The following is a 19,727-nucleotide window of genomic DNA, read 5'->3' as shown; positions in this document are numbered from 1 at the left end:
TTTTTTTATTCTTTGGAACTTGACTCATTTGAAGATAATTCGCCCTTAAAGGTACGCTCTTCAAAGTCATCAAGCATTTGCTCATATTCTTCATGTTCTTCCGTAGCGAAAACTTGCGGATTTTTTCCATACATATCTGTACCAATAAAGTTTTCGAAATCCTCTACGTAGCCTACGTTTTCTTCACTATTTACGTACATGCCATTATAGTTTTTCGAATCTTGTCTTTCTAAATCAGATGGTGTTTCAGATGTTCCGTAATTAGCAACATCTTGCCATGCATCTTCTGCATCATATTCAACAGAACGATCTTCATCATGTTTGTGGAAAGAAGGAGATAACACTTCTTCTTCGACTGGTCGTGTATTCATATTTAGCTTATTTGTCGCGTGCTGGATGCATGTTGTAGCAGTCGGCATTGCTTCTAATCTTTCAAATGGAATTTCTTCGCCAGACACTTCGCAAATGCCGTACGTACCCGCTTCTATTTTTTGCAAGGCATGTTTCGTATCCTCTAGCTGTTTATGCCAAAGTTCAATAAGCCCGAAGTCTTTTTCACGTTCATATAGCTCTGTTGCCATATCAGCTGGATGGTTATCATAGCTAGATAATTCTCCAACAGACTCACGTTCAGATGCACGATCTTCATTTTCGTGTGTTTGTATCGTTTGCTCTAGTTCGTGTTTTTGTTTTTCTAAAACGGATTTAAATTGATTTATTTGTTGTGGAGTTAACATAGTCGTCCACCTTCCTACAATTCAGTTTCTTTACATAGTATGAGCGTTGCGAGTAGGAATTATGAGATGAATTTCAGATATGAAAAAGGAGCCGCATAAGCAGCTCCTTTTATAGAAAGTATCCAAGTAATAATCCGATTCCCATGAGGAGACCGAAGATCGTATTTGTTTTTGCTGTTGCAATCATCGCAGGTACCATTTCCATTGGAATGCTTTTGCCGATAAAGCCTTTCGTCGCTTTAAATGCTTTCGGTGCACTTAAAAATACGATAAGCATCCATGGTGATACGATGCCCACGATAATTAAAGCAATTGTCCAAATGTAGGAAACGATGAACATAGAAGCAAGTACACCAACCGCTCTTTCACGTCCAACGAGAATTGCTAACGTTTTACGACCGTTTTCTTTATCGCCATCTAAGTCACGAATATTATTTGCTAGTAAAATGGCACCAATTAAAATGGAGCTTGGAATAGATAGTAAAATGACTTCTGATGTTACAGTTCCAGTTTGAATAAAGAATGAAATTCCAATAATGATAACACCCATAAATAATCCGGCTGTTAACTCTCCAAATGGTGTATAGGCAATGGGAAGTGGGCCACCCGTGTAAAGGTAAGCAACGGCCATACAAACAAGACCGATTGCAGCAAGCCACCAGCTAGAATTCATACAAATATAAACACCTAATAGTATTGCGATGCCGAAAAATCCAAATGCTAAGTTAAGCACTGTTTTTGGCTGAATGCCATCGCGAACGATAGCGCCGCCGATACCAACTGAACCTTCGTGATCGAGTCCTCTTTTATAATCAAAGTATTCATTAAACATGTTTGTTGCTGCCTGAATGAGAAGACAAGCAAGAAGCATTATAAGGAAAAGAGGGAGATGTATTTGATTTATACCTCCGACCTGCATTGCATAGGCTGTTCCGATGAAAACAGGAACGAAAGCTGCTGTTAATGTATGGGGACGTAGTAAACTCCACCAAATGCGCCAGCCTGTTTGCTTGCTTGGTTTTGGCGCCGTAGGAGAGGAATTCGTTTCGACGTTCATTTCCATGTTGAATCCTCCTTTGGTCACATATTGTACACAACTAAGTGTAGAAAAAGCATCATTTAGTGTCAACGTTTATTTTCTAGGAAGAGAAGGTGAATTTCTCAGAAATGCTAAACGTTGACAGGCCTTTCGTTTGAGGTGTATCTTAAAATCAAGCGTAATTATGACTATTTTTCGCCCATAGGGGGGAGACAATTGTGATTCAAACGAAACAAAAAGGCTTGCAAGAAGTTCTTAGTGCAGCCATTAAGCATGCAACTGATGAAAAAATATTGGTTAGTTTTGTAAAACAAATAGACTGGATGGATCCGCTTCTGTTTTATGCAGCAGGAAAAAGGATTGCATTGGAAAATAGATGTTATTTTGCAGATCCAGCTCAGCATGTAATATTTGCTGGAATTGGCTCTGTTTTCACTATAGCAAATTCTTCTCACAAACGCTTTCAAGCGGCTCGTGACGAGTGGGATAAAGTAAAAGAGAAAGCATTTGTACAAAGAGAAAAATATGAATTTGGAACAGGTCCTCTTTTATTTGGTGGATTTTCATTTGACCAAGAAAAAGAGAAAACGGACTTATGGAAAGAATTCGATGATACGACATTTTCACTACCAGCATTTTTATTAACTGTAAAAAATGAAAAAGCATGGTTAACAATGAATACATTCGTTTCAGCAACAGATTGTGCAGAAACTCTTTATAACGAAATGATTTCTTTAGAAGAGAAAATTTTTGGGGAGAGTAAATGTGCGCTAAACGGATCGAAATTAACTGTTATTTCTAAAGTAGAAGTGGATCCGAAAGGCTGGATGAAAGCCATTGAGAAAGTGCAAGATGAGATGAAGCAGGGTAACGTGCAGAAGGTTGTATTAGCGAGGGAGCTAAAAGTAGAAATGGATCATCATATTGATTCTGCTCTTGTTTTAGAAGCACTTCGCATTGGGCAACCGGATTGTTACGTATTTTCTTTTGATTATAAAGGAGCATGCTTCTTAGGAGCGACGCCAGAGAGGTTAATTCGCAAAGAAGATGAGAAGTTTACTTCGATGTGTCTTGCTGGTTCAACTGGTCATGGTCAATCTATAGAAGAAAGTAAGCGAAATAGTAATGCGCTTCTTCATGATGAAAAGAATTTAGCTGAACACGGTTATGTTGTGAACATGATCAGGTCGGTATTAAATGAGCACTGCGAATACGTTAATATTCCGGAGAGTCCAGGTCTATTAACAACGAAAAACTTAATTCATTTATATACGCCTGTAGAGGCAAAAGGCACTGCGAGTCTTTTAACGATGGTAGAAGAATTACATCCAACACCAGCTCTTGGCGGGACACCTCGTTTGGAAGCGATGAAACTGATTCGTGATGTTGAATTGTTAGACAGAGGATTATATGGTGCACCGATTGGCTGGATAGATGATGAAGGAAATGGTGAATTTGCGGTTGCACTTCGCTGCGGATTATTAAATGGCGAGAAAGCATCCTTATTTGCCGGTTGCGGGATTGTAATTGATTCAGTACCGCAACTTGAATATGAAGAGACAAGTTTGAAGTTTAGACCGATGCTTGGTGCTTTGGAGGAATTAATGAAATGAACAATCATATAGAAGCATTATCATATTATTTAGGCGCGTTCGTGGATGAACTGACGCGTCTAAATGTATGTGATGTTGTCATTAGTCCAGGCTCACGGTCAACGCCGATTGCTCTACTAATGGAACAACACGAAGGAATGAACACATATTTACATGTAGATGAAAGATCTGCAGGATTTTTTGCGCTCGGTATCGCAAAAGCGAAAAAACGTCCGGTTGCATTATTATGTACGTCAGGAACGGCAGCAGCGAACTACTATCCAGCTGTATGTGAAGCTTTCCATTCACGAGTGCCGCTTATCGTCTTAACAGCAGATAGACCGCATGAATTAAGAGATGTCGGTGCACCACAAGCGATGAATCAATTTAATTTATACGGTACGTTTGTGAAGCAATTTACAGAGATGGCACTTCCAGAAGCGAGTGAAGCGATGTACCACTACGCTCGCATGACAACGCAGCGCATGATAGCAAGTGCTTGTTTAGCGCCGCAAGGACCTGTTCATCTTAATTTTCCAGTTCGTGAACCGCTTATCCCGGACTTTTCATTAGAAAGTTTATGGGATAAAGGACGCGGGGAATATACAGGAGTAGTTCAGCAAGGGAACGTGGTGATGCCGAGTGAATATGTAGATTCTCTTGTAGGGCGCCTTTCACATATGGAAAAGGGGCTTATTATTTGTGGAGATGATAGTCATTCAGAAATCGCAACGTTTGCAACGCAACTAGCTGAAAAAACGGGATACCCAATATTAGCAGACCCACTTTCTAATATTCGTAGCGGACACCACGATAAAACGATGGTAATCGACTGTTATGATACATTTTTACGAAATGAATTGTTAAAAGAGACGTGGAAGCCGGACGTTTTAATTCGTTTTGGTGGTATGCCTGTTTCGAAAGCATTAACGCAGTTCATTAAAAAACAAACGAAAGCTGTTCATATCGTTGTTGACGAATCTGGACAATGGAGAGATCCAGCTCTTGTTGCGACAGAAGTTGTACAGGCAAGTGATATTGCATTTTGCAGTACATTAATAGAAAAAATGCCAGTTATGAAAAAGAATGATTGGTCCCAAATGTGGCAACATATAAACGAAAAAACGAAGGAAACGCTTCGTGAAATGGAAACATATGAAACTGCATTTGAAGGAAAAGTCATTACAGATATTGTACGCGTATTACCAGAAGGAGCAACGTTATTTGCGAGTAATAGTATGCCAATTCGTGATACAGATTCATTCTTCTTCACATCAGATAAAAATATTCAAGTGATGGCAAACCGCGGTGTAAATGGGATTGATGGCATCATTTCGACAGCTTTAGGAGCGAGCATGATTTGCGATCCGCTCGTATTAGTCATCGGTGACTTATCATTCTATCACGATTTAAATGGACTATTAGCTGCAAAATTACATGAATTAAATATAACGATTGTCGTTGTAAATAATGATGGTGGGGGTATTTTCTCATTCTTACCACAATATGAGAAAAAGGAACACTTCGAATCGTTATTTGGAACGCCGATTGGGCTTGACTATGAGCATGTTGTTAAAATGTACGGTGGTTCATTTAGCCGTGTAAATGGTTGGGAGCAATTCCGGGAGGAAGTACAAAAGGGAGCAACGACAGAAGGTTTACACGTTGTAGAAATTTGTACGAACCGTGATGAAAACTTAACGTTGCACCGTACGTTATGGGCAAAAACACAGGACGTAATTACTACATCATTGCAAGGTGAATCAAAATGAAAGTAACGCTGCAAGGTGTATCGTATGAATATGAAGTAGTCGGAAGCGGGGAACCACTTCTACTTCTTCATGGTTTTACGGGAAGCATGGAAACGTGGCGTTCTTTTATCTCTTCATGGAGTGGGCAGTTTCAAGTTATTGTAGTGGATCTTGTTGGACACGGAAAGACCGAGAGTCCTGAAGATGTTGCGCATTATGACATTCGAAATGTGGCATTGCAAATGAAAGAACTATTAGATTACCTTCATATTGAAAAAGCACATATACTTGGCTATTCAATGGGCGGTAGACTGGCGATTACGATGGCGTGTCTATATCCAGAATATGTACGTTCTCTTTTATTAGAAAATTGTACAGCTGGACTCAAAAGTGAAGATGAGCGAAAAGAACGCTGTGAAAAAGATGAGCGACTTGCCGATAAAATTGAGCGAGAAGGCATAGAAAGTTTTGTATCGATGTGGGAAAATATTCCGCTGTTTGAAACGCAAAAACGTTTAGCAAAAAACGTACAAGAAGCGGTGCGAAAAGAACGACTTGCTAACAACCCAAAAGGGCTCGCAAATAGCTTGCGCGGCATGGGAACTGGGGCTCAGCCTTCATGGTGGGATGAGCTAAAAAACTTAAAAATACCTGTTCTTTTAATGAACGGAGAGCATGATGAAAAGTTCTTTCGCATATTAAAAAACATCGAAAAATGCGTCTCTGATGCGAAAATTGTCAAAATTGATGGTGCTGGCCATGCAATTCATGTGGAACAACCGGAAAAGTTTGATACAATAGTAAAGGGATTTCTAAAAACTATGCAGTGATGCTTTTTTCAGTTAAGAATAAAGTTACACTTATAGAGGAGATCAGAAATATACAAGGAGGTAGTTGTAATGGCTATTGAATGGGTAAAAGAAGGCAATTACGAAGATATTATTTATTCAACATACAATGGTATCGCAAAAATTTCGATTAACCGTCCTGAAGTACATAACGCATTCCGTCCAAAAACGGTAATGGAGTTAATCGACGCTTTTGCACAAGCTCGTGATGATGCAAATGTTGGCGTTATCATTTTAACAGGTGAAGGTGGACGTGCATTCTGTTCTGGCGGCGACCAAAAAGTTCGTGGTCATGGTGGATATGTAGGTGACGACCAAATCCCACGTCTAAACGTATTAGACTTACAACGTCTAATTCGCGCAATTCCTAAACCAGTTATCGCAATGGTAGCAGGTTATGCAATCGGTGGAGGACACGTACTTCATATCGTATGTGACTTAACAATCGCTGCAGAAAATGCTGTATTCGGACAAACAGGTCCTAAAGTAGGAAGCTTTGACGGTGGATACGGAGCTGGTTACTTAGCTCGTATGGTAGGCCACAAGAAAGCTCGCGAAATTTGGTACCTATGCCGTCAATACAGTGCTGGGGAAGCGCTTGATATGGGCTTAGTAAATACAGTAGTACCATTAGAACAACTTGAAGCAGAAACAGTACAATGGGCACAAGAAATCTTAGCAAACAGCCCAATGGCACTTCGTTTCCTAAAAGCTGCATTCAACGCAGACACAGACGGTCTAGCTGGTATTCAACAACTAGCTGGAGATGCAACGTTATTGTACTACACAACTGACGAAGCAAAAGAAGGTCGCGACGCATTCAAAGAAAAACGCAGTCCGGACTTCGGTCAATTCCCTCGTTTCCCTTGATCAAATCAAAAGCGGAAGCGGCTCGCTTAGAATATGAGGGGGATGGAGCTTCTGACGTAGAGGCGTTTTTTGCCTCGTAGGAAGAAGTGAAGCCACCGAACATTCTAGCCGCTGTAGCTGGATGAAATTAAAAGCGGAAGCGGCTCGCTTAGAACAAGAGGGCGTTGGAACTCCTGACGTAGAGGCGCTTTTTGCCTCGTAGGAAGGCGTGAAACGACCGACTGTTCTAGCCGCTGTAGCTAGATGAGATCAAACCGGAAACAAAACAACTAAGAGACTTGATGTCACATCAAGTCTCTTTCTTTCATGAAAGGAGAATGTATGATGGAGACGATGCCAAATTGGTTAAAGCAACGTGCATTTTTAACACCAGATCGTACTGCAATTGAAATAGAGGAAGAGAAAGTTACTTTTATGCAGCTGCATGAAAAGGTAGTATCTGTTTGTGAACACCTCACGCATGTAGGAGTGAAGCGAGGGGAAAAGGTGGCTGTTCTGATGAAAAATGGTATGGAGATGATTACAGTTATTCACGCCCTATCGTACGTAGGGGCAGTAGCTGTGCTTTTAAATACGCGTCTTTCAAGAGAAGAGCTACTTTGGCAAATGGATGATGCTGAAGTTATTTGTTTAGTGACCGATCAAGAATTTGATGCTAAAGATGTTCCTGTCTATTCATTCGCCGAGGTGATGAATGGACCAAAAGAGGAAGCCTCTATACAAGAAGAATTCTCTTTAGAAGAAGCGATGACGATTATTTATACGTCAGGGACGACAGGGAAACCGAAAGGCGTTATTTTAACGTACGGTAATCACTGGGCCAGCGCGGTTGGCTCTTCGCTTAATTTAGGACTTCGTGATGATGATTGCTGGTTAGCGTGTATGCCGATGTTCCATGTTGGCGGGTTATCTCTTCTAATGAAAAATATTATGTACGGCATGCGCATTTTACTCGTTCCGAAATATGATGCTGATTTTATTCATACAGCACTTCAAACGAGAGGCGTAACGATTATTTCAGTCGTATCAAAAATGTTAACTGATTTATTAGAGAGACTTGGAGAAGAAACATATCCTTCTTCTTTACGATGTATGTTACTTGGCGGAGGACCAGCGCCAAAACCGTTACTCGAAACATGTGTAGATAAAGGAATTCCTGTGTATCAAACGTACGGTATGACAGAAACGTCTTCGCAAATTTGTACGTTGTCCGCAGATTACATGTTAACGAAAGTAGGATCAGCTGGAAAGCCACTATTTCAGTGCCAACTTCGTATTGAAAAAGACGGCGTAGTAGTGCCGCCACATGCGGAAGGCGAAATTGTAGTAAAAGGGCCGAACGTAACAGGCGGTTATTTTAACCGTGAAGATGCGACGCGTGAGACAATTCAAAACGGATGGCTTCATACTGGTGACCTCGGTTATTTAGATGAAGAAGGATTTTTATACGTATTAGACCGCCGCAGCGATTTAATTATTTCTGGTGGAGAGAATATATACCCAGCTCAAATTGAAGAAGTGTTACTCTCTCATCCGATGGTAGCGGAAGCCGGTGTTGTCGGTATGTCTGACGATAAATGGGGACAAGTACCCGCTGCTTTTGTTGTGAAAAGCGGGGCGGTAACAGAAGAAGAAATTCTTCACTTTTGCGAGGAGAAATTAGCGAAATATAAAGTGCCGAAGAAAGCATGTTTCTTAGAGGAATTACCACGTAACGCTTCGAAAAAATTGTTAAGACGAGAGTTAAGAGAATTAGTGGAGGAGAAAGAAACAGTAAACAAAAACATAGACAAAAGTAGGCATATATAATAAAAAGTAATTATGAAACAATATAAACCAAAAGAATTTTCAGAAATGCTTAATGTCTCTGTTAAGACATTGCAAAGGTGGGACAATCAAGGTGTTTTAACTGCTTACTGAAACCAAAAAGGAAGATGATACTATACAGAAGAACAGTATAAGGAATATATGGGTATTCAAGAAGAAAATAAAGTAGGCAAAGTAGTTATTTACACAAGAGTATCAAATCCAGGTCAGAAAGATGATTTAGAAAATCAGGTTGAGTTTTTAAAAACATTCGCAAATGCACGAGGGATGATTGTAGATGAAGTTATCAAAGATATTGGTAGCGGATTAAACTACAAAAGAAAACAGTGGAATAACCTGATTGACAGTTGTATGGAAAGAAATATTTCGACTATCATCATTGCACACAAAGATAGATTTGTACGTTTTGGATATGAGTGGTTTGAAAAGTTTCTTCGTAAAATGGGAGTGGAAATTATGATTGTTAACAATGAAAAACTATCTCCTCAAGAAGAACTTGTGCAGGATTTAATATCTATCATTCATGTATTTAGCGGTAGAATATATGGGTTGAGAAAATACAAAAAGAAAATGTCGGAGGATGAAGATTTATGAAAAGAGCATATTTAATAGAAATCAAACCGACAACTGAACAAGTTAGTAAAATCCGTCAAACTATTGGGGTGTGTCGATATGTATATAACCTGTATATCTCTAAAAATAAAGAGGCATATGAGTCGGATGGGAAATTTCTTAGTGGCTATGACTTTTCTAAATGGTTAAACAACATTCATACAAAAGAGTGTGACCAGTGGATTAAAGAAGTGTCGAGCAAAGCGGTAAAACAAGCGATTATGAATGGAGATAAAGCTTTTAAGCGATTTTTTAAAGGTTTATCTAAGTTTCCACGATATAAAAAAAAGAAGAAGCAAGATGTGAAGTGCTACTTTCCGAAAAACAACAAAACAGATTGGACAGTAGAAAGACATAGAGTAAAAGTCCCTACAATTGGTTGGATAAGGTTAAAAGAGTATGGATATATTTCAAAAAATACAACTGTAAAAAGTGGTACAGTATATCAAAGAGCAGGAAGATACTATGTGTCTATACTCTGTGAAGTGAAAGAGGTAAAACCAAATTCAATTCTCAATGCAGTAGGTATAGGAATTGATTTGGGAATTAAAGACTTCGCTGTACGTAGCGATGGAAAAACTCACAAAAATATAAATAAAACAGTACAAGTAAAAAAGATAGAAAAACGGTTAAAACGTGAACAACGCTCTTTATCACGCAAATTTGAAAATATAAGAAAGAGAGGTGAACAACCTGTTACTAATAAAAGAGCGAATATAAACAAAAATATTCTTAGGGTGCAACAGCTACATGCTAGGCTAGCAAATATTCGATTAGCGTATGTAAAGTCTATTGTAAATGATGTGGTAAAAACCAAGCCAATGTTTATTACAGTAGAAGATTTGAATGTGAAAGGTATGATGAAGAACAAACATCTATCTAAAGCTGTAGCGCAACAATGTTTTTATGCTTTTAAAACATGGTTATCAACGAAATGTAGGGAATATGGAATTGAACTACGGCAAGTGGACAGATTCTATCCATCTTCTAAAATATGTTCATGTTGCGGTCAAAAAAAGTCGGATTTAAAGCTGTCTGACCGAGTATATACATGTGATTGTGGAAATGTAATGGATAGAGATTTAAATGCATCTATCAACCTTTTACAAGCAAAAAAATATACAATACTAACGTAAATAGATTGTATATATGTACGGTGGGCTACATCGGAATTTACGCCTGTGGAGTGTCACAGCAAACTGTAGTAGCAAGTGATTAGCGAGGCAGGGCACGTAGAAGCAGGAATACTCTAAGAATATACATTTGTCTATATTTTTAGTAGCAGATGTAGGTGGAAATAAAAAAAGCGACACTTCATATAACAGAAATGCCACTCGTAATCCCGTTTGCTGCAAGCTACGGAACGTATGAGAAGCGTGAGAGCATCGTTATTAAATTAGAGGATACGGACGGATACATTGGATTTGGCGAAGTCGTCGCCTTCTCTGAACCGTGGTATACGGAAGAAACAGTGAAGACAGCATTGCATGTACTGCAAGACTTTTTAATACCTGATTTATTAAAGGCTGAAATTTCTCATCCGAATGAGGTACCGGGTCTATTTCAACATATAAAAAGAAACCGAATGGCAAAGGCCGGAATTGAAGGGGCTGTTTGGGATTTATATGCGAAGTGTCAAAAGAAATCGTTAGCGACAGTGCTTGGCGGAACGAAGTCTGAAATTGAAGTCGGCGTTGTAATTGGGATCAATACGATTCCGGTTATGTTAAAACAAATCGAGAAGTACGCAGAAGAAGGATACGAGCGTTTTAAAGTGAAAATAAAGCCAGAGCATGATTACGAATTATTGAAAGAGATTCGAAAAGAGTTTCCGCATATCCCGCTAATGGCAGATGCAAATTCAGCATATACATTAGGGGATACGGAGAGGCTGAAACGACTAGATGAATTCCAATTAATGATGATTGAACAACCGTTAGCCGATTATGATTTTCTTGATCACGCGGAGTTGCAAAAGAAAATTGAAACGCCGATTTGTTTAGATGAAAGTATTCATAGTTTAGAAGATGCACGCGTTGCGATTACCCTTGGTAGCTGCCAAATTGTGAACATTAAACCAGGGCGAGTGGGCGGATTAACAGAATCGGTTCAAATCCATAATTATTGCATGGAGCACAACATACCCGTTTGGTGCGGCGGTATGGTGGAGATGGGGATTTCAAGAGCACAAAATGTTGCGCTTGCCTCATTGCCGAACTTTACGATTCCAGGCGATATATCTGCTTCTAGCAGACATTGGGAGCAGGATATTATTTCGCCGGAAGTGACGCTTAAGGGCGGAAAAGTTATGGTGCCGCAAAGTGTTGAAGCTGAGTATGAAGTAGACCGCGGAAGGTTGGCGGAGATCACGAAACAGCGAATTGTTTTGGAGCGGTAACTTGAGTCTTTAAAGTAGCGGGCGAATTTCGTTGTTAATTGTCGGTAAGTCGATATATTTCAATAATCGCTGATATAATGCGAGTTACGGTCGATATAATTGAGAAATCGCCGATATAATTCAAGTTATGGTCGATATATTTGGAAAATCGCTGATATAATTTTATTTACAAAGGTTACTCTAATGGGTAACCTTTTCGTATTGTACAAATTGGATAGACTAGTTTACAATCGAGCGTATAAAAGGGGGAGTAAAATGAAGCGCATTTCAATTTTAATAGTGGATGATGAGGCAGAAATTGCTGATTTAATTGAGATACATTTAGAAAAAGAAGGGTACCACGTCGTGAAGGCAGCAGACGGGGAAGAGGCTGTTCATATTATTGAAACGCAGCCAATCGACTTAGTGGTTTTAGATATTATGATGCCGAAAATGGATGGGTATGAGGTGACGCGCCAAATTCGCGCGAAGCATCATATGCCAATCATTTTCTTAAGTGCGAAAACATCTGATTTTGATAAGGTGACAGGTTTAGTATTAGGTGCAGATGATTATATGACGAAACCTTTTACACCGATTGAATTAGTTGCGCGTGTAAATGCACAATTACGTAGGTTTCTTACATTAAATCAGCCGAAAGTAGCGGAGAATAAATCTGCTTTAGAGATAGGCGGAGTTATTATTGATCCTGAGCGAAGAACAGTGAACGTCTATGGAGAGCAAATTGAGTTAACACCGAAAGAGTTTGATATTTTATATTTATTAGCGAGCCATCCGAAGAAAGTGTATAATGTGGAAAATATTTTTCAGCAAGTATGGGCAGATGATTATTATGAAGGCGGAAATACAGTTATGGTACATATTCGTACGTTGCGGAAAAAGCTTGGGGAAGATAAAAGAAAGGATAAATTAATAAAAACAGTGTGGGGAGTAGGTTATACTTTCAATGGCTAATATGATGAAAAGTTTTCGATTTAAAATGATTGCCTTATTTGCGTTAAGTATGGTGCTTGCAGCAACTGTAACTTATATAATTTATAAAGGATTGCAGCTGTATTATAAAACGATGGTTCGCTACGAAGAGCCTTTAGCGCAATTTAGGTCAGTGGTAAGGGAAGTTGGAGACATTAACTTCTTTTTAATTTTCTTTATTCCGTTATCTATTATCTTTTTCTTCTTTTTGACAAAACCGTATTTAAAGTATTTTAGTGAGATTTCTAACGGGATTCATCATCTTGCGAACGGTAACTTTACGAATAAAGTTCAAGTTTCATCAAACGATGAGTTTGGAGATATCGCACGTGAAATAAATGTTGCGAGTGAAAAGTTAAAAGAAGCGGTGGAAAGAGGAGACTTTGCTGAAAGTAGTAAAGATCAGCTCGTTGTAAACTTAGCTCATGATTTAAGAACTCCATTAACATCCGTGTTAGGGTATTTAGATTTAATTCTTAAAGATGAAAATTTAACAAAAGAACAAATTAAACATTTCTCCACAATTGCATATACGAAATCGCAAAGGCTCGAAAGTTTAATTGATGAGTTATTTGAAATTACACGTATGAATTATGGCATGCTAAAGCTGGATAAAAAGCCGATTGATATAAGTGAACTACTTATACAGTTAGATGAGGAATTGTATCCTTTATTAGAGAAACATCATTTACAAGCTAGGTTGAATATTGATCCTCATTTGCCAATTAACGGTGATGGAAAATTGTTAGCTAGAGTATTTGAAAACTTGTTAACAAATGCCGTTCGATACGGATATGATGGGCAATTTGTTGATCTGAATGGGTATATCGATAATGGAGAAGTTGTCGTACAAGTTATGAATTATGGAGACAGCATTCCAGAAGAAGATTTACCGTATCTTTTTGATATGTTTTATACAGGTGATAAATCGAGAACTGAGAACCGTGGCGGGACAGGCCTTGGACTGTTTATTGCGAAAAATATTGTGGAGCAGCATAACGGTACAATTTCTGCTGAAAGTAATGTAGTTAGAACAATGTTTGAAGTGCGATTGCCAAAAGACGAGAACTTAACAATTTAATAAAAATTTAAACTTTACCCCACTTTTTATTTTAATAGTTTTTTCTATTCTATACGTAAGTTACGTTAAGGAGGAACTAGAAATGAAAAAGTGGGTATTTATTTCTTTTTTTATAGCATGCACAGTATGTGTAGGCTTTTATATATCACCGTTATTTCAAAAGGAAATCGATGTTAAAATTGTCGGAAAAGATGAGCTAGTAAAGGCGGCAAATACCGAGAGGAAAGAGATTACGAAGGAACAAATTTATAAGGGTGATTTATTATTAGTTAATAGGGATTATCCAGTAAAAAAAGATAGTATTAGGTCTGATATTATAAATGTAAATCATAATAGTGAATTAGTAAGAGGCTACGTAATATTTGATAGAAATCTTCGTTTATCAAAGTATGTTGTAAAAAAGTTTTTGAACGTTGTCGATGCGGCTGGAAAAGATGGCGTACAGCATTTCTTAATGAGCAGTGGGTATCGAGATTTTAAAGAACAAAGTAAATTATATAAAGAAATGGGATCTGATTACGCGCTTCCAGCAGGATATAGTGAACATAATTTAGGATTATCACTAGACGTTGGATCAACGCAAAAGAAAATGGAGAAAGCGCCTGAAGGAAAATGGATTGAAGAGAACGTATGGAAGCATGGCTTTGTACTACGTTATCCGAAAAATAAAAGTAACATTACTGGAATTCAATATGAGCCATGGCATATCCGTTATGTCGGCCTACCTCATAGCGCGATTATGCAAAAAAAGAATTTCACACTAGAGGAATATTTAGATTTCTTAAAAGAGGAAAAAGAGATTTCAACTGAAGTAGAAGGTAAGAAATATACTGTTTCTTATTATAAAGTTTCTGAGAATATGAAAGTGAACGTTCCAGCAAACAAGCAGTATGAAATTTCGGGGAATAATATGGATGGGGTTATTGTGACGGTTCAGGAATAGAGAAAAAGGCTGTGCCATTTGGGACAGCCTTTTTTTATATAAGAAAGGAATTGACGTTTCTTGTCGGTAAATCGATATTCCTTGTCGAATCGTTGATATATTGTAAGTTATGATAGATATATTCAAAAAATCGTTGATATAATTTCCTATACTACTACCATTTTGGAGGAGCATCTTTTTATTCACTTTCAAACATTATAACGTTATATTTACTTCTCCCTTTTTTTGTGTTACGCTAAACGTGTGAAAGACATATAAAATGAAACTTTAATGTAAGCGTATTCTTATGGCTTCTTATAGAAAAGGGTGGAAGTACAATGACAGAACGATTCGTACTACGTAATGTAAAACGTGTGAACGGGGAAGAGATTGACATTGTAATTGAAAATAATAAAATCGCACAGGTGACGAAAGCTGGTGCTGGCGAAGGTGGAAAGGTTCTTGATTACTCAGGTACTTACGTATCGAGTGGTTGGATTGATTTACACGTTCATGCTTTTCCGGAGTTTGATCCGTATGGCGATGAGGTGGATGAAATTGGCGTTAAGCAAGGGGTAACGACAATTGTTGATGCGGGTAGCTGCGGTGCTGATCGTATTGCAGATTTAGTAAAAAGTAGAGAGCAGGCAAAAACGAATTTATTTGCCTTTTTAAATATTTCTCGTATCGGTTTGAAACGAATCGATGAATTATCCAATATGGAATGGATAGATAAAGAGAAAGTAATAGAAGCAGTAGAAAAGTATAAAGATGTAATCGTTGGGTTAAAGGCGAGAATGAGTAAAAGTGTCGTTTGTGATAGTGGAATTGAACCGCTTCATGTTGCACGCTCTTTATCTCGTGAAACATCATTACCAATTATGGTACATATCGGTTCAGCGCCTCCTCGCATTGAGGAAGTTGTACCTCTTTTAGAAAAAGATGATGTCATTACACATTACTTAAACGGGAAAGAAAATAATTTATTCGATGAAGAAGGCAAACCGCTACCTGTATTACTAGATGCAGTGAATCGTGGTGTTCATTTAGATGTTGGTCACGGTAATGCTAGTTTTTCTTTTAAAGTAGCAGAGGCGGCGAAGCATCACGGTATTGCTTTTAATACAATTAGTACAGATATTTACCGGAAGAATCGTATACACGGTCCCGTGTATAGTATGGCTCACGTTCTTTCGAAATTCCTTTACTTAGGTTATCCGCTAGAAGAAGTAATTGACGCGGTTACGAAAAATGCAGCAGAGTGGCTGAAAAAACCAGAGCTTGGCCGCATTCAAGAAGGAGATATTGCAAACTTAACTTTATTTACAGTGAAAGATGAGAAGGTTACGTTAATTGATTCAGAAGGGGATCAGCGCATTGCTGAAAGAAGGATTGATACGAAAGGGGTTGTAATCAATGGGTCATTCATTGAATGCTAAGTACGGATTAAAAAGAGTAATTAATGCGAGCGGTAGAATGAGTATTTTAGGTGTATCCGCTCCTACAGATACAGTTATGGATGCGATGAAACATGGTGGACAAAATTATGTGGAAATTGCTGATTTAGTAGATAAAGCGGGAGACCATATTGCGAGAATTCTAGATTCAGAGGCAGCGGTCGTTGTGAACTCAGCATCGAGTGGCATTGCGCTTTCTATCGCTGGTATCGTGACGGAAGGAAATCGCCGTAAAAGTGAAAGACTTCATCAAGAAGTAATCGCGAAAAACGAAGTAATTATGTTAAAAGGTCATAACGTTCAATACGGTGCTCCAGTTGAAACGATGATTTATTTAGGCGGCGGTAAGCTTGTAGAAGTTGGCTACGCAAATGAAGGGAAAGCAGAGCATATTGAAGATGCAATTGGTGAAAATACAGCAGCGATTCTGTATGTGAAATCACATCATGCAGTGCAAAAAAATATGATTTCTGTTGAAGAAGCATGGGAAGTAGCGCAGCGAAATAACGTACCACTTATCGTTGATGCGGCAGCTGAAGAAGACATTCAAAAATATGTGAAGTATTCAGACCTTGCCATTTATAGTGGTTCAAAGGCAATTGAAGGACCTACTTCTGGTATTGTTGGCGGTAAACGAAAATATATCGAATGGCTGAAAGTGCAATTACATTGCATCGGAAGAAGTATGAAAGTTGGGAAAGAAACAACTTTCGGCTTACTTCAAGCGCTTGATGAGTACGGCGTAAAAGAAGATAAAAGTGAGCAAGAAAAAGAATTGCTACAAGTACTTATGCCGCTAAAAGAATTAAAAGGTGTAAATGTAACGATCGTTCAAGATGAAGCCGGAAGAGCAATCTTTAGAGCACGTATTCATATTAACGAAAAAGAGTTAAATAAATCGGCAAAAGACGTTGTGACAGCATTACGCGAAGGGGAAATCGCAATCTATACACGTGATTACGGAGTAAGACAAGGATTCTTTGATATTGATCCACGTCCACTTCAAGGTGATGACATACATGTAATTGAAGAAAAATTGAGAGAAATTGTAGGGGGAAACTAAAATGACAAATATTCAAAAACGTTTTTATAAAGGCCGCGTAGCATTAAATGTATTAGCGAACAATACCCGAAATGCGAAAGATATTTTTGAAGCAGCAGAAGGGTATGTAGTAGTGGGGGTATTATCAAAAGACTACCCAACAGTAGAAGAAGCCGTTACAGCGATGAAAGCATACGGAAAAGAAATTGATGACGCTGTATCAATCGGACTAGGAGCAGGAGATAATCGCCAAGCGGCAGTTGTAGCTGAAATTGCGAAGCATTATCCTGGCAGCCATATTAACCAAGTGTTCCCTTCAGTTGGAGCGACACGTGCAAATCTTGGCGAAAAAGATAGCTGGATTAATAGTTTAGTATCCCCAACAGGAAAAGTGGGTTACGTAAATATTTCTACTGGTCCAATTAGCGCAGCTGGAGAAGAAAAAGCAATCGTTCCAATTAAAACAGCAATTGCACTTGTACGTGATATGGGCGGAAATTCATTGAAATACTTCCCAATGAAAGGTTTAGCTCATGAGGAAGAATATCGCGCAGTTGCGAAGGCTTGTGCAGAAGAAGGATTTGCATTAGAGCCAACAGGCGGAATTGATAAAGAAAACTTCGAAACAATTGTACGTATTGCGCTTGAGGCAAATGTAGAGCAAGTTATCCCGCACGTGTACTCTTCTATTATTGATAAAGAAACTGGTAACACGAAAGTAGAAGATGTGCGTGAATTATTAGCAGTCGTGAAGAAGTTAGTTGATCAATATGCGTAAGAAAATTGCAGCATTCGGCGAAGTAATGATGCGCCTGCAAGTACCTGGATATGAGTTATTGTCGCAAGCTAACACGTTAAATTACTCCTTTTCTGGTACAGGTGTGAACGTGGCAGCGGCACTTTCTCATCTCGGGCATGAAGGCTTTCTTATTTCAACTTTACCAGAAAATTCGGTTGGAGATGCTGCATTATCTTACATTCAAAAGTTGGGTGTGCAAACCTCACTTGTTTCAAGAGGTGGCAAATATGTCGGCATGTACTTTTTAGAAAATGGATTGGGTGCACGTGCAAGCCGCGTTACGTATTCGAATCGACTAGAAAGTAGCTTCAATATGGCATGTGAAGAAATGTATCAATTTGAAGAAATCGCAAAGGAAATTGATATCGTTCATTTTTGCGGTATTACACTTGCGATGAATGATACTGTGCGCCATCATATGAAATCTTTAGCGAAAGCAGTGAAAGAAAACGGAGGAACCGTCGTTTTTGATTGCAACTATCGTCCATCTCTTTGGGGAGAAGATGGGTATGAGCAGGCGAAACCACATTATGAAGAAATGCTGGCTCTTGCTGATATCGTTATGATGAATGAAAAAGATGCAATGTTCGTTCTTGGAATGAAAACAGAGGAGACGGAGCGAGAAGCACAACTTATTGATCTTATTCCAAAGGTGGCTGAAACATATCATATTGCTACAATCGCTGGTACACATCGCTCTATTAATAGTGATAATACACACTCGCTTCGCGGATTTATATGTAAAGATGGTGCGTTCACTTTTGCAAAAACACTTGCGTTTTCTGTATATGATAGAATAGGTGCTGGAGATGCTTATACGAGCGGGATTATTCATGGCGAGATAAAAGAGTTTGCACCAGAGAAAGCTGTTTCATTTGCGTCAGCAGCTGGAATGCTTGCACATACAATCGTCGGTGATACGCCCATGTCATCAGAGAAGGATATACTTCGGGCAATGACGGCATCAGTAGGTGATGTAGAAAGGTAGTGGGTGTAACGGTGAACGTAACGAGGAAAAAAGGACCATTATATTTACAAATAAAAAATATTATTCGTGATCGAATATTGCATGGTGTATATGCGATTCATACGAATATTCCTTCTGAACCGCAGTTAGAAGAAGAGTTCAAAGTGAGCAAAATTACAGTGCGTAATGCAATTAAAGAACTCGCTCAAGAAGGATATTTAGAAAAGAAAAGCGGTAAAGGAACGAAAGTTATCCGTAATACTTCTGCGACAAAGTTGTCAAAAGGTAAGAAATTTACAGAAGTGTTAGTGGAAGAAGGATATAAAGTACAAAAGAAATTGCTAAAAGCAGAAATCGTTCATAATGAAGAAGGAACGGTGCCATTTCGATTATTCGGCAAGGAGAGTTTTCGTATTGAACGTTTATATACGTTAAATGATGCACCTTACATTCATTATACGCACTATTTCTCAGCAGGAATGGCAAGTACAGATTTATCGGACTTTGACTTGCAATCGCTTTATGATTTAGTTGAAGACCGAGGCATTCACTTAGAAAACTTCAGAGATGAATTCGCTGTTGGACTCGCGCCTAGTTTCGTTGCAGAAGCGCTAGGTGAAAAAGAGGGGACAGCGCTATTAAAACGTATGCGTTATTCTTACGATGAAGTTGGCGAAGTAATTGAATATAGCGAAGGCTACTACAATACAGAGATGCAGCATTATGTAGTGAATTATGACGTATAAAAAAGAGGGGATGTTCCCTCTTTTTTTATAAAGTAAAACTTTAATTAGTGGAGGAGGGCATCATCCA

Annotated in this window: 17 protein-coding genes and 1 pseudogene; 16 read left to right on the top strand and 2 right to left on the bottom strand. The window is 38.6% G+C overall.

Translation table 11 applies throughout. The features are described from left to right. Positions 1–5: 5 nt before the first annotated feature. The gene (locus HFD78_RS19945) at positions 6–737 is read right to left on the bottom strand and encodes a yteA family sporulation protein (protein ID WP_000957365.1); all 732 of its coding nucleotides are present in this window, start codon (positions 735–737) and stop codon (positions 6–8) included. Between the two features lie 109 nt (positions 738–846). Then, positions 847–1,800: a 1,4-dihydroxy-2-naphthoate polyprenyltransferase gene (locus HFD78_RS19940; RefSeq protein WP_000425740.1), complete on the bottom strand. Its 954-nt coding sequence runs from the start codon at positions 1,798–1,800 to the stop codon at positions 847–849. Between the two features lie 194 nt (positions 1,801–1,994). Between HFD78_RS19940 and HFD78_RS19935 the strand changes: the two genes are divergently transcribed. The 16 genes and pseudogenes from HFD78_RS19935 (at position 1,995) to HFD78_RS19860 (ending at position 19,660) form a co-directional block, all read left to right on the top strand. Further along, positions 1,995–3,389 (top strand): isochorismate synthase, encoded by a 1,395-nt coding sequence (locus HFD78_RS19935; RefSeq protein ID WP_000616753.1) that lies wholly within the window; start codon positions 1,995–1,997, stop codon positions 3,387–3,389. After that, positions 3,386–5,140, top strand: coding sequence for a 2-succinyl-5-enolpyruvyl-6-hydroxy-3-cyclohexene-1-carboxylic-acid synthase (gene menD, locus HFD78_RS19930; protein ID WP_001059220.1), 1,755 nt, complete (start codon positions 3,386–3,388; stop codon positions 5,138–5,140). The genes HFD78_RS19935 and menD overlap by 4 nt, the downstream gene beginning before the upstream one ends. Further along, the gene (gene menH, locus HFD78_RS19925) at positions 5,137–5,949 is read left to right on the top strand and encodes a 2-succinyl-6-hydroxy-2,4-cyclohexadiene-1-carboxylate synthase (protein ID WP_000869216.1); all 813 of its coding nucleotides are present in this window, start codon (positions 5,137–5,139) and stop codon (positions 5,947–5,949) included. The genes menD and menH overlap by 4 nt, the downstream gene beginning before the upstream one ends. 69 nt (positions 5,950–6,018) lie before the next feature. Continuing rightward, the gene (menB, locus tag HFD78_RS19920; protein ID WP_000963886.1) at positions 6,019–6,837 is read left to right on the top strand and encodes a 1,4-dihydroxy-2-naphthoyl-CoA synthase; all 819 of its coding nucleotides are present in this window, start codon (positions 6,019–6,021) and stop codon (positions 6,835–6,837) included. Between the two features lie 324 nt (positions 6,838–7,161). Further along, positions 7,162–8,646 carry an o-succinylbenzoate--CoA ligase gene (locus HFD78_RS19915; RefSeq protein WP_000449542.1) on the top strand — a complete coding sequence of 495 codons (1,485 nt, stop codon included), beginning with the start codon at positions 7,162–7,164 and terminating at the stop codon, positions 8,644–8,646. Positions 8,647–8,658: 12 nt separating this feature from the next. Beyond that, positions 8,659–9,258 (top strand): annotated as a pseudogene (locus HFD78_RS19910) (IS607 family transposase). Next, the gene (locus tag HFD78_RS19905) at positions 9,255–10,412 is read left to right on the top strand and encodes an RNA-guided endonuclease InsQ/TnpB family protein (RefSeq protein ID WP_000817282.1); all 1,158 of its coding nucleotides are present in this window, start codon (positions 9,255–9,257) and stop codon (positions 10,410–10,412) included. The pseudogene HFD78_RS19910 and the gene HFD78_RS19905 overlap by 4 nt, the downstream one beginning before the upstream one ends. Positions 10,413–10,567: 155 nt before the next feature. Next, positions 10,568–11,674: an o-succinylbenzoate synthase gene (gene menC / locus HFD78_RS19900; protein ID WP_065702970.1), complete on the top strand. Its 1,107-nt coding sequence runs from the start codon at positions 10,568–10,570 to the stop codon at positions 11,672–11,674. A 255-nt stretch (positions 11,675–11,929) separates the two neighbouring features. Continuing rightward, the gene (locus tag HFD78_RS19895) at positions 11,930–12,628 is read left to right on the top strand and encodes a response regulator transcription factor (protein WP_000822516.1); all 699 of its coding nucleotides are present in this window, start codon (positions 11,930–11,932) and stop codon (positions 12,626–12,628) included. Further along, positions 12,621–13,727: a HAMP domain-containing sensor histidine kinase gene (locus HFD78_RS19890; RefSeq protein WP_000002610.1), complete on the top strand. Its 1,107-nt coding sequence runs from the start codon at positions 12,621–12,623 to the stop codon at positions 13,725–13,727. The genes HFD78_RS19895 and HFD78_RS19890 overlap by 8 nt, the downstream gene beginning before the upstream one ends. 82 nt (positions 13,728–13,809) lie before the next feature. Further along, positions 13,810–14,670: a M15 family metallopeptidase gene (locus HFD78_RS19885; protein ID WP_097862821.1), complete on the top strand. Its 861-nt coding sequence runs from the start codon at positions 13,810–13,812 to the stop codon at positions 14,668–14,670. A 317-nt stretch (positions 14,671–14,987) separates the two neighbouring features. Then, a complete protein-coding gene (locus HFD78_RS19880; RefSeq protein ID WP_097813965.1) occupies positions 14,988–16,088 on the top strand; it encodes an amidohydrolase/deacetylase family metallohydrolase in 1,101 nt (366 codons plus the stop codon). Further along, on the top strand, positions 16,066–17,169 hold the full coding sequence (locus HFD78_RS19875) for a DgaE family pyridoxal phosphate-dependent ammonia lyase (RefSeq protein WP_087875852.1): 1,104 nt from the start codon (positions 16,066–16,068) through the stop codon (positions 17,167–17,169). Before HFD78_RS19880 ends, HFD78_RS19875 begins: the two co-directional genes overlap by 23 nt. Before the next feature lies 1 nt (position 17,170). Next, the gene (gene dagF / locus HFD78_RS19870; RefSeq protein WP_000181937.1) at positions 17,171–17,926 is read left to right on the top strand and encodes a 2-dehydro-3-deoxy-phosphogluconate aldolase; all 756 of its coding nucleotides are present in this window, start codon (positions 17,171–17,173) and stop codon (positions 17,924–17,926) included. Then, positions 17,919–18,935: a sugar kinase gene (locus HFD78_RS19865; RefSeq protein ID WP_191968103.1), complete on the top strand. Its 1,017-nt coding sequence runs from the start codon at positions 17,919–17,921 to the stop codon at positions 18,933–18,935. The genes dagF and HFD78_RS19865 overlap by 8 nt, the downstream gene beginning before the upstream one ends. Beyond that, positions 18,935–19,660: a GntR family transcriptional regulator gene (locus HFD78_RS19860; RefSeq protein WP_000539261.1), complete on the top strand. Its 726-nt coding sequence runs from the start codon at positions 18,935–18,937 to the stop codon at positions 19,658–19,660. The genes HFD78_RS19865 and HFD78_RS19860 overlap by 1 nt, the downstream gene beginning before the upstream one ends. Positions 19,661–19,727 lie beyond the last annotated feature (67 nt).

Origin of the sequence: Bacillus sp. EKM501B, from assembly GCF_011800505.1 — a bacterium.
In the GTDB taxonomy this organism is placed as follows: Bacteria; Bacillota; Bacilli; order Bacillales; family Bacillaceae_G; genus Bacillus_A; species Bacillus_A cereus.
The sequence above is the reverse complement of the archived record's forward strand: the minus strand, read 5'-3'. Positions and strand labels throughout refer to the sequence as shown.

Bases quoted from the DNA above. Each gene is read 5' to 3' on its own strand.
- HFD78_RS19945 (WP_000957365.1), bottom strand. From the start codon at position 737: ATGTTAACTCCACAACAAATAAATCAATTTAAATCCGTTTTAGAAAAA.
- HFD78_RS19940 (WP_000425740.1), bottom strand. From the start codon at position 1,800: ATGGAAATGAACGTCGAAACGAATTCCTCTCCTACGGCGCCAAAACCA.
- menD (WP_001059220.1), top strand. From the start codon at position 3,386: ATGAACAATCATATAGAAGCATTATCATATTATTTAGGCGCGTTCGTG.
- menH (WP_000869216.1), top strand. From the start codon at position 5,137: ATGAAAGTAACGCTGCAAGGTGTATCGTATGAATATGAAGTAGTCGGA.
- menB (WP_000963886.1), top strand. From the start codon at position 6,019: ATGGCTATTGAATGGGTAAAAGAAGGCAATTACGAAGATATTATTTAT.
- HFD78_RS19915 (WP_000449542.1), top strand. From the start codon at position 7,162: ATGGAGACGATGCCAAATTGGTTAAAGCAACGTGCATTTTTAACACCA.
- HFD78_RS19905 (WP_000817282.1), top strand. From the start codon at position 9,255: ATGAAAAGAGCATATTTAATAGAAATCAAACCGACAACTGAACAAGTT.
- HFD78_RS19895 (WP_000822516.1), top strand. From the start codon at position 11,930: ATGAAGCGCATTTCAATTTTAATAGTGGATGATGAGGCAGAAATTGCT.
- HFD78_RS19890 (WP_000002610.1), top strand. From the start codon at position 12,621: ATGGCTAATATGATGAAAAGTTTTCGATTTAAAATGATTGCCTTATTT.
- HFD78_RS19885 (WP_097862821.1), top strand. From the start codon at position 13,810: ATGAAAAAGTGGGTATTTATTTCTTTTTTTATAGCATGCACAGTATGT.
- HFD78_RS19880 (WP_097813965.1), top strand. From the start codon at position 14,988: ATGACAGAACGATTCGTACTACGTAATGTAAAACGTGTGAACGGGGAA.
- HFD78_RS19875 (WP_087875852.1), top strand. From the start codon at position 16,066: ATGGGTCATTCATTGAATGCTAAGTACGGATTAAAAAGAGTAATTAAT.
- dagF (WP_000181937.1), top strand. From the start codon at position 17,171: ATGACAAATATTCAAAAACGTTTTTATAAAGGCCGCGTAGCATTAAAT.
- HFD78_RS19865 (WP_191968103.1), top strand. From the start codon at position 17,919: ATGCGTAAGAAAATTGCAGCATTCGGCGAAGTAATGATGCGCCTGCAA.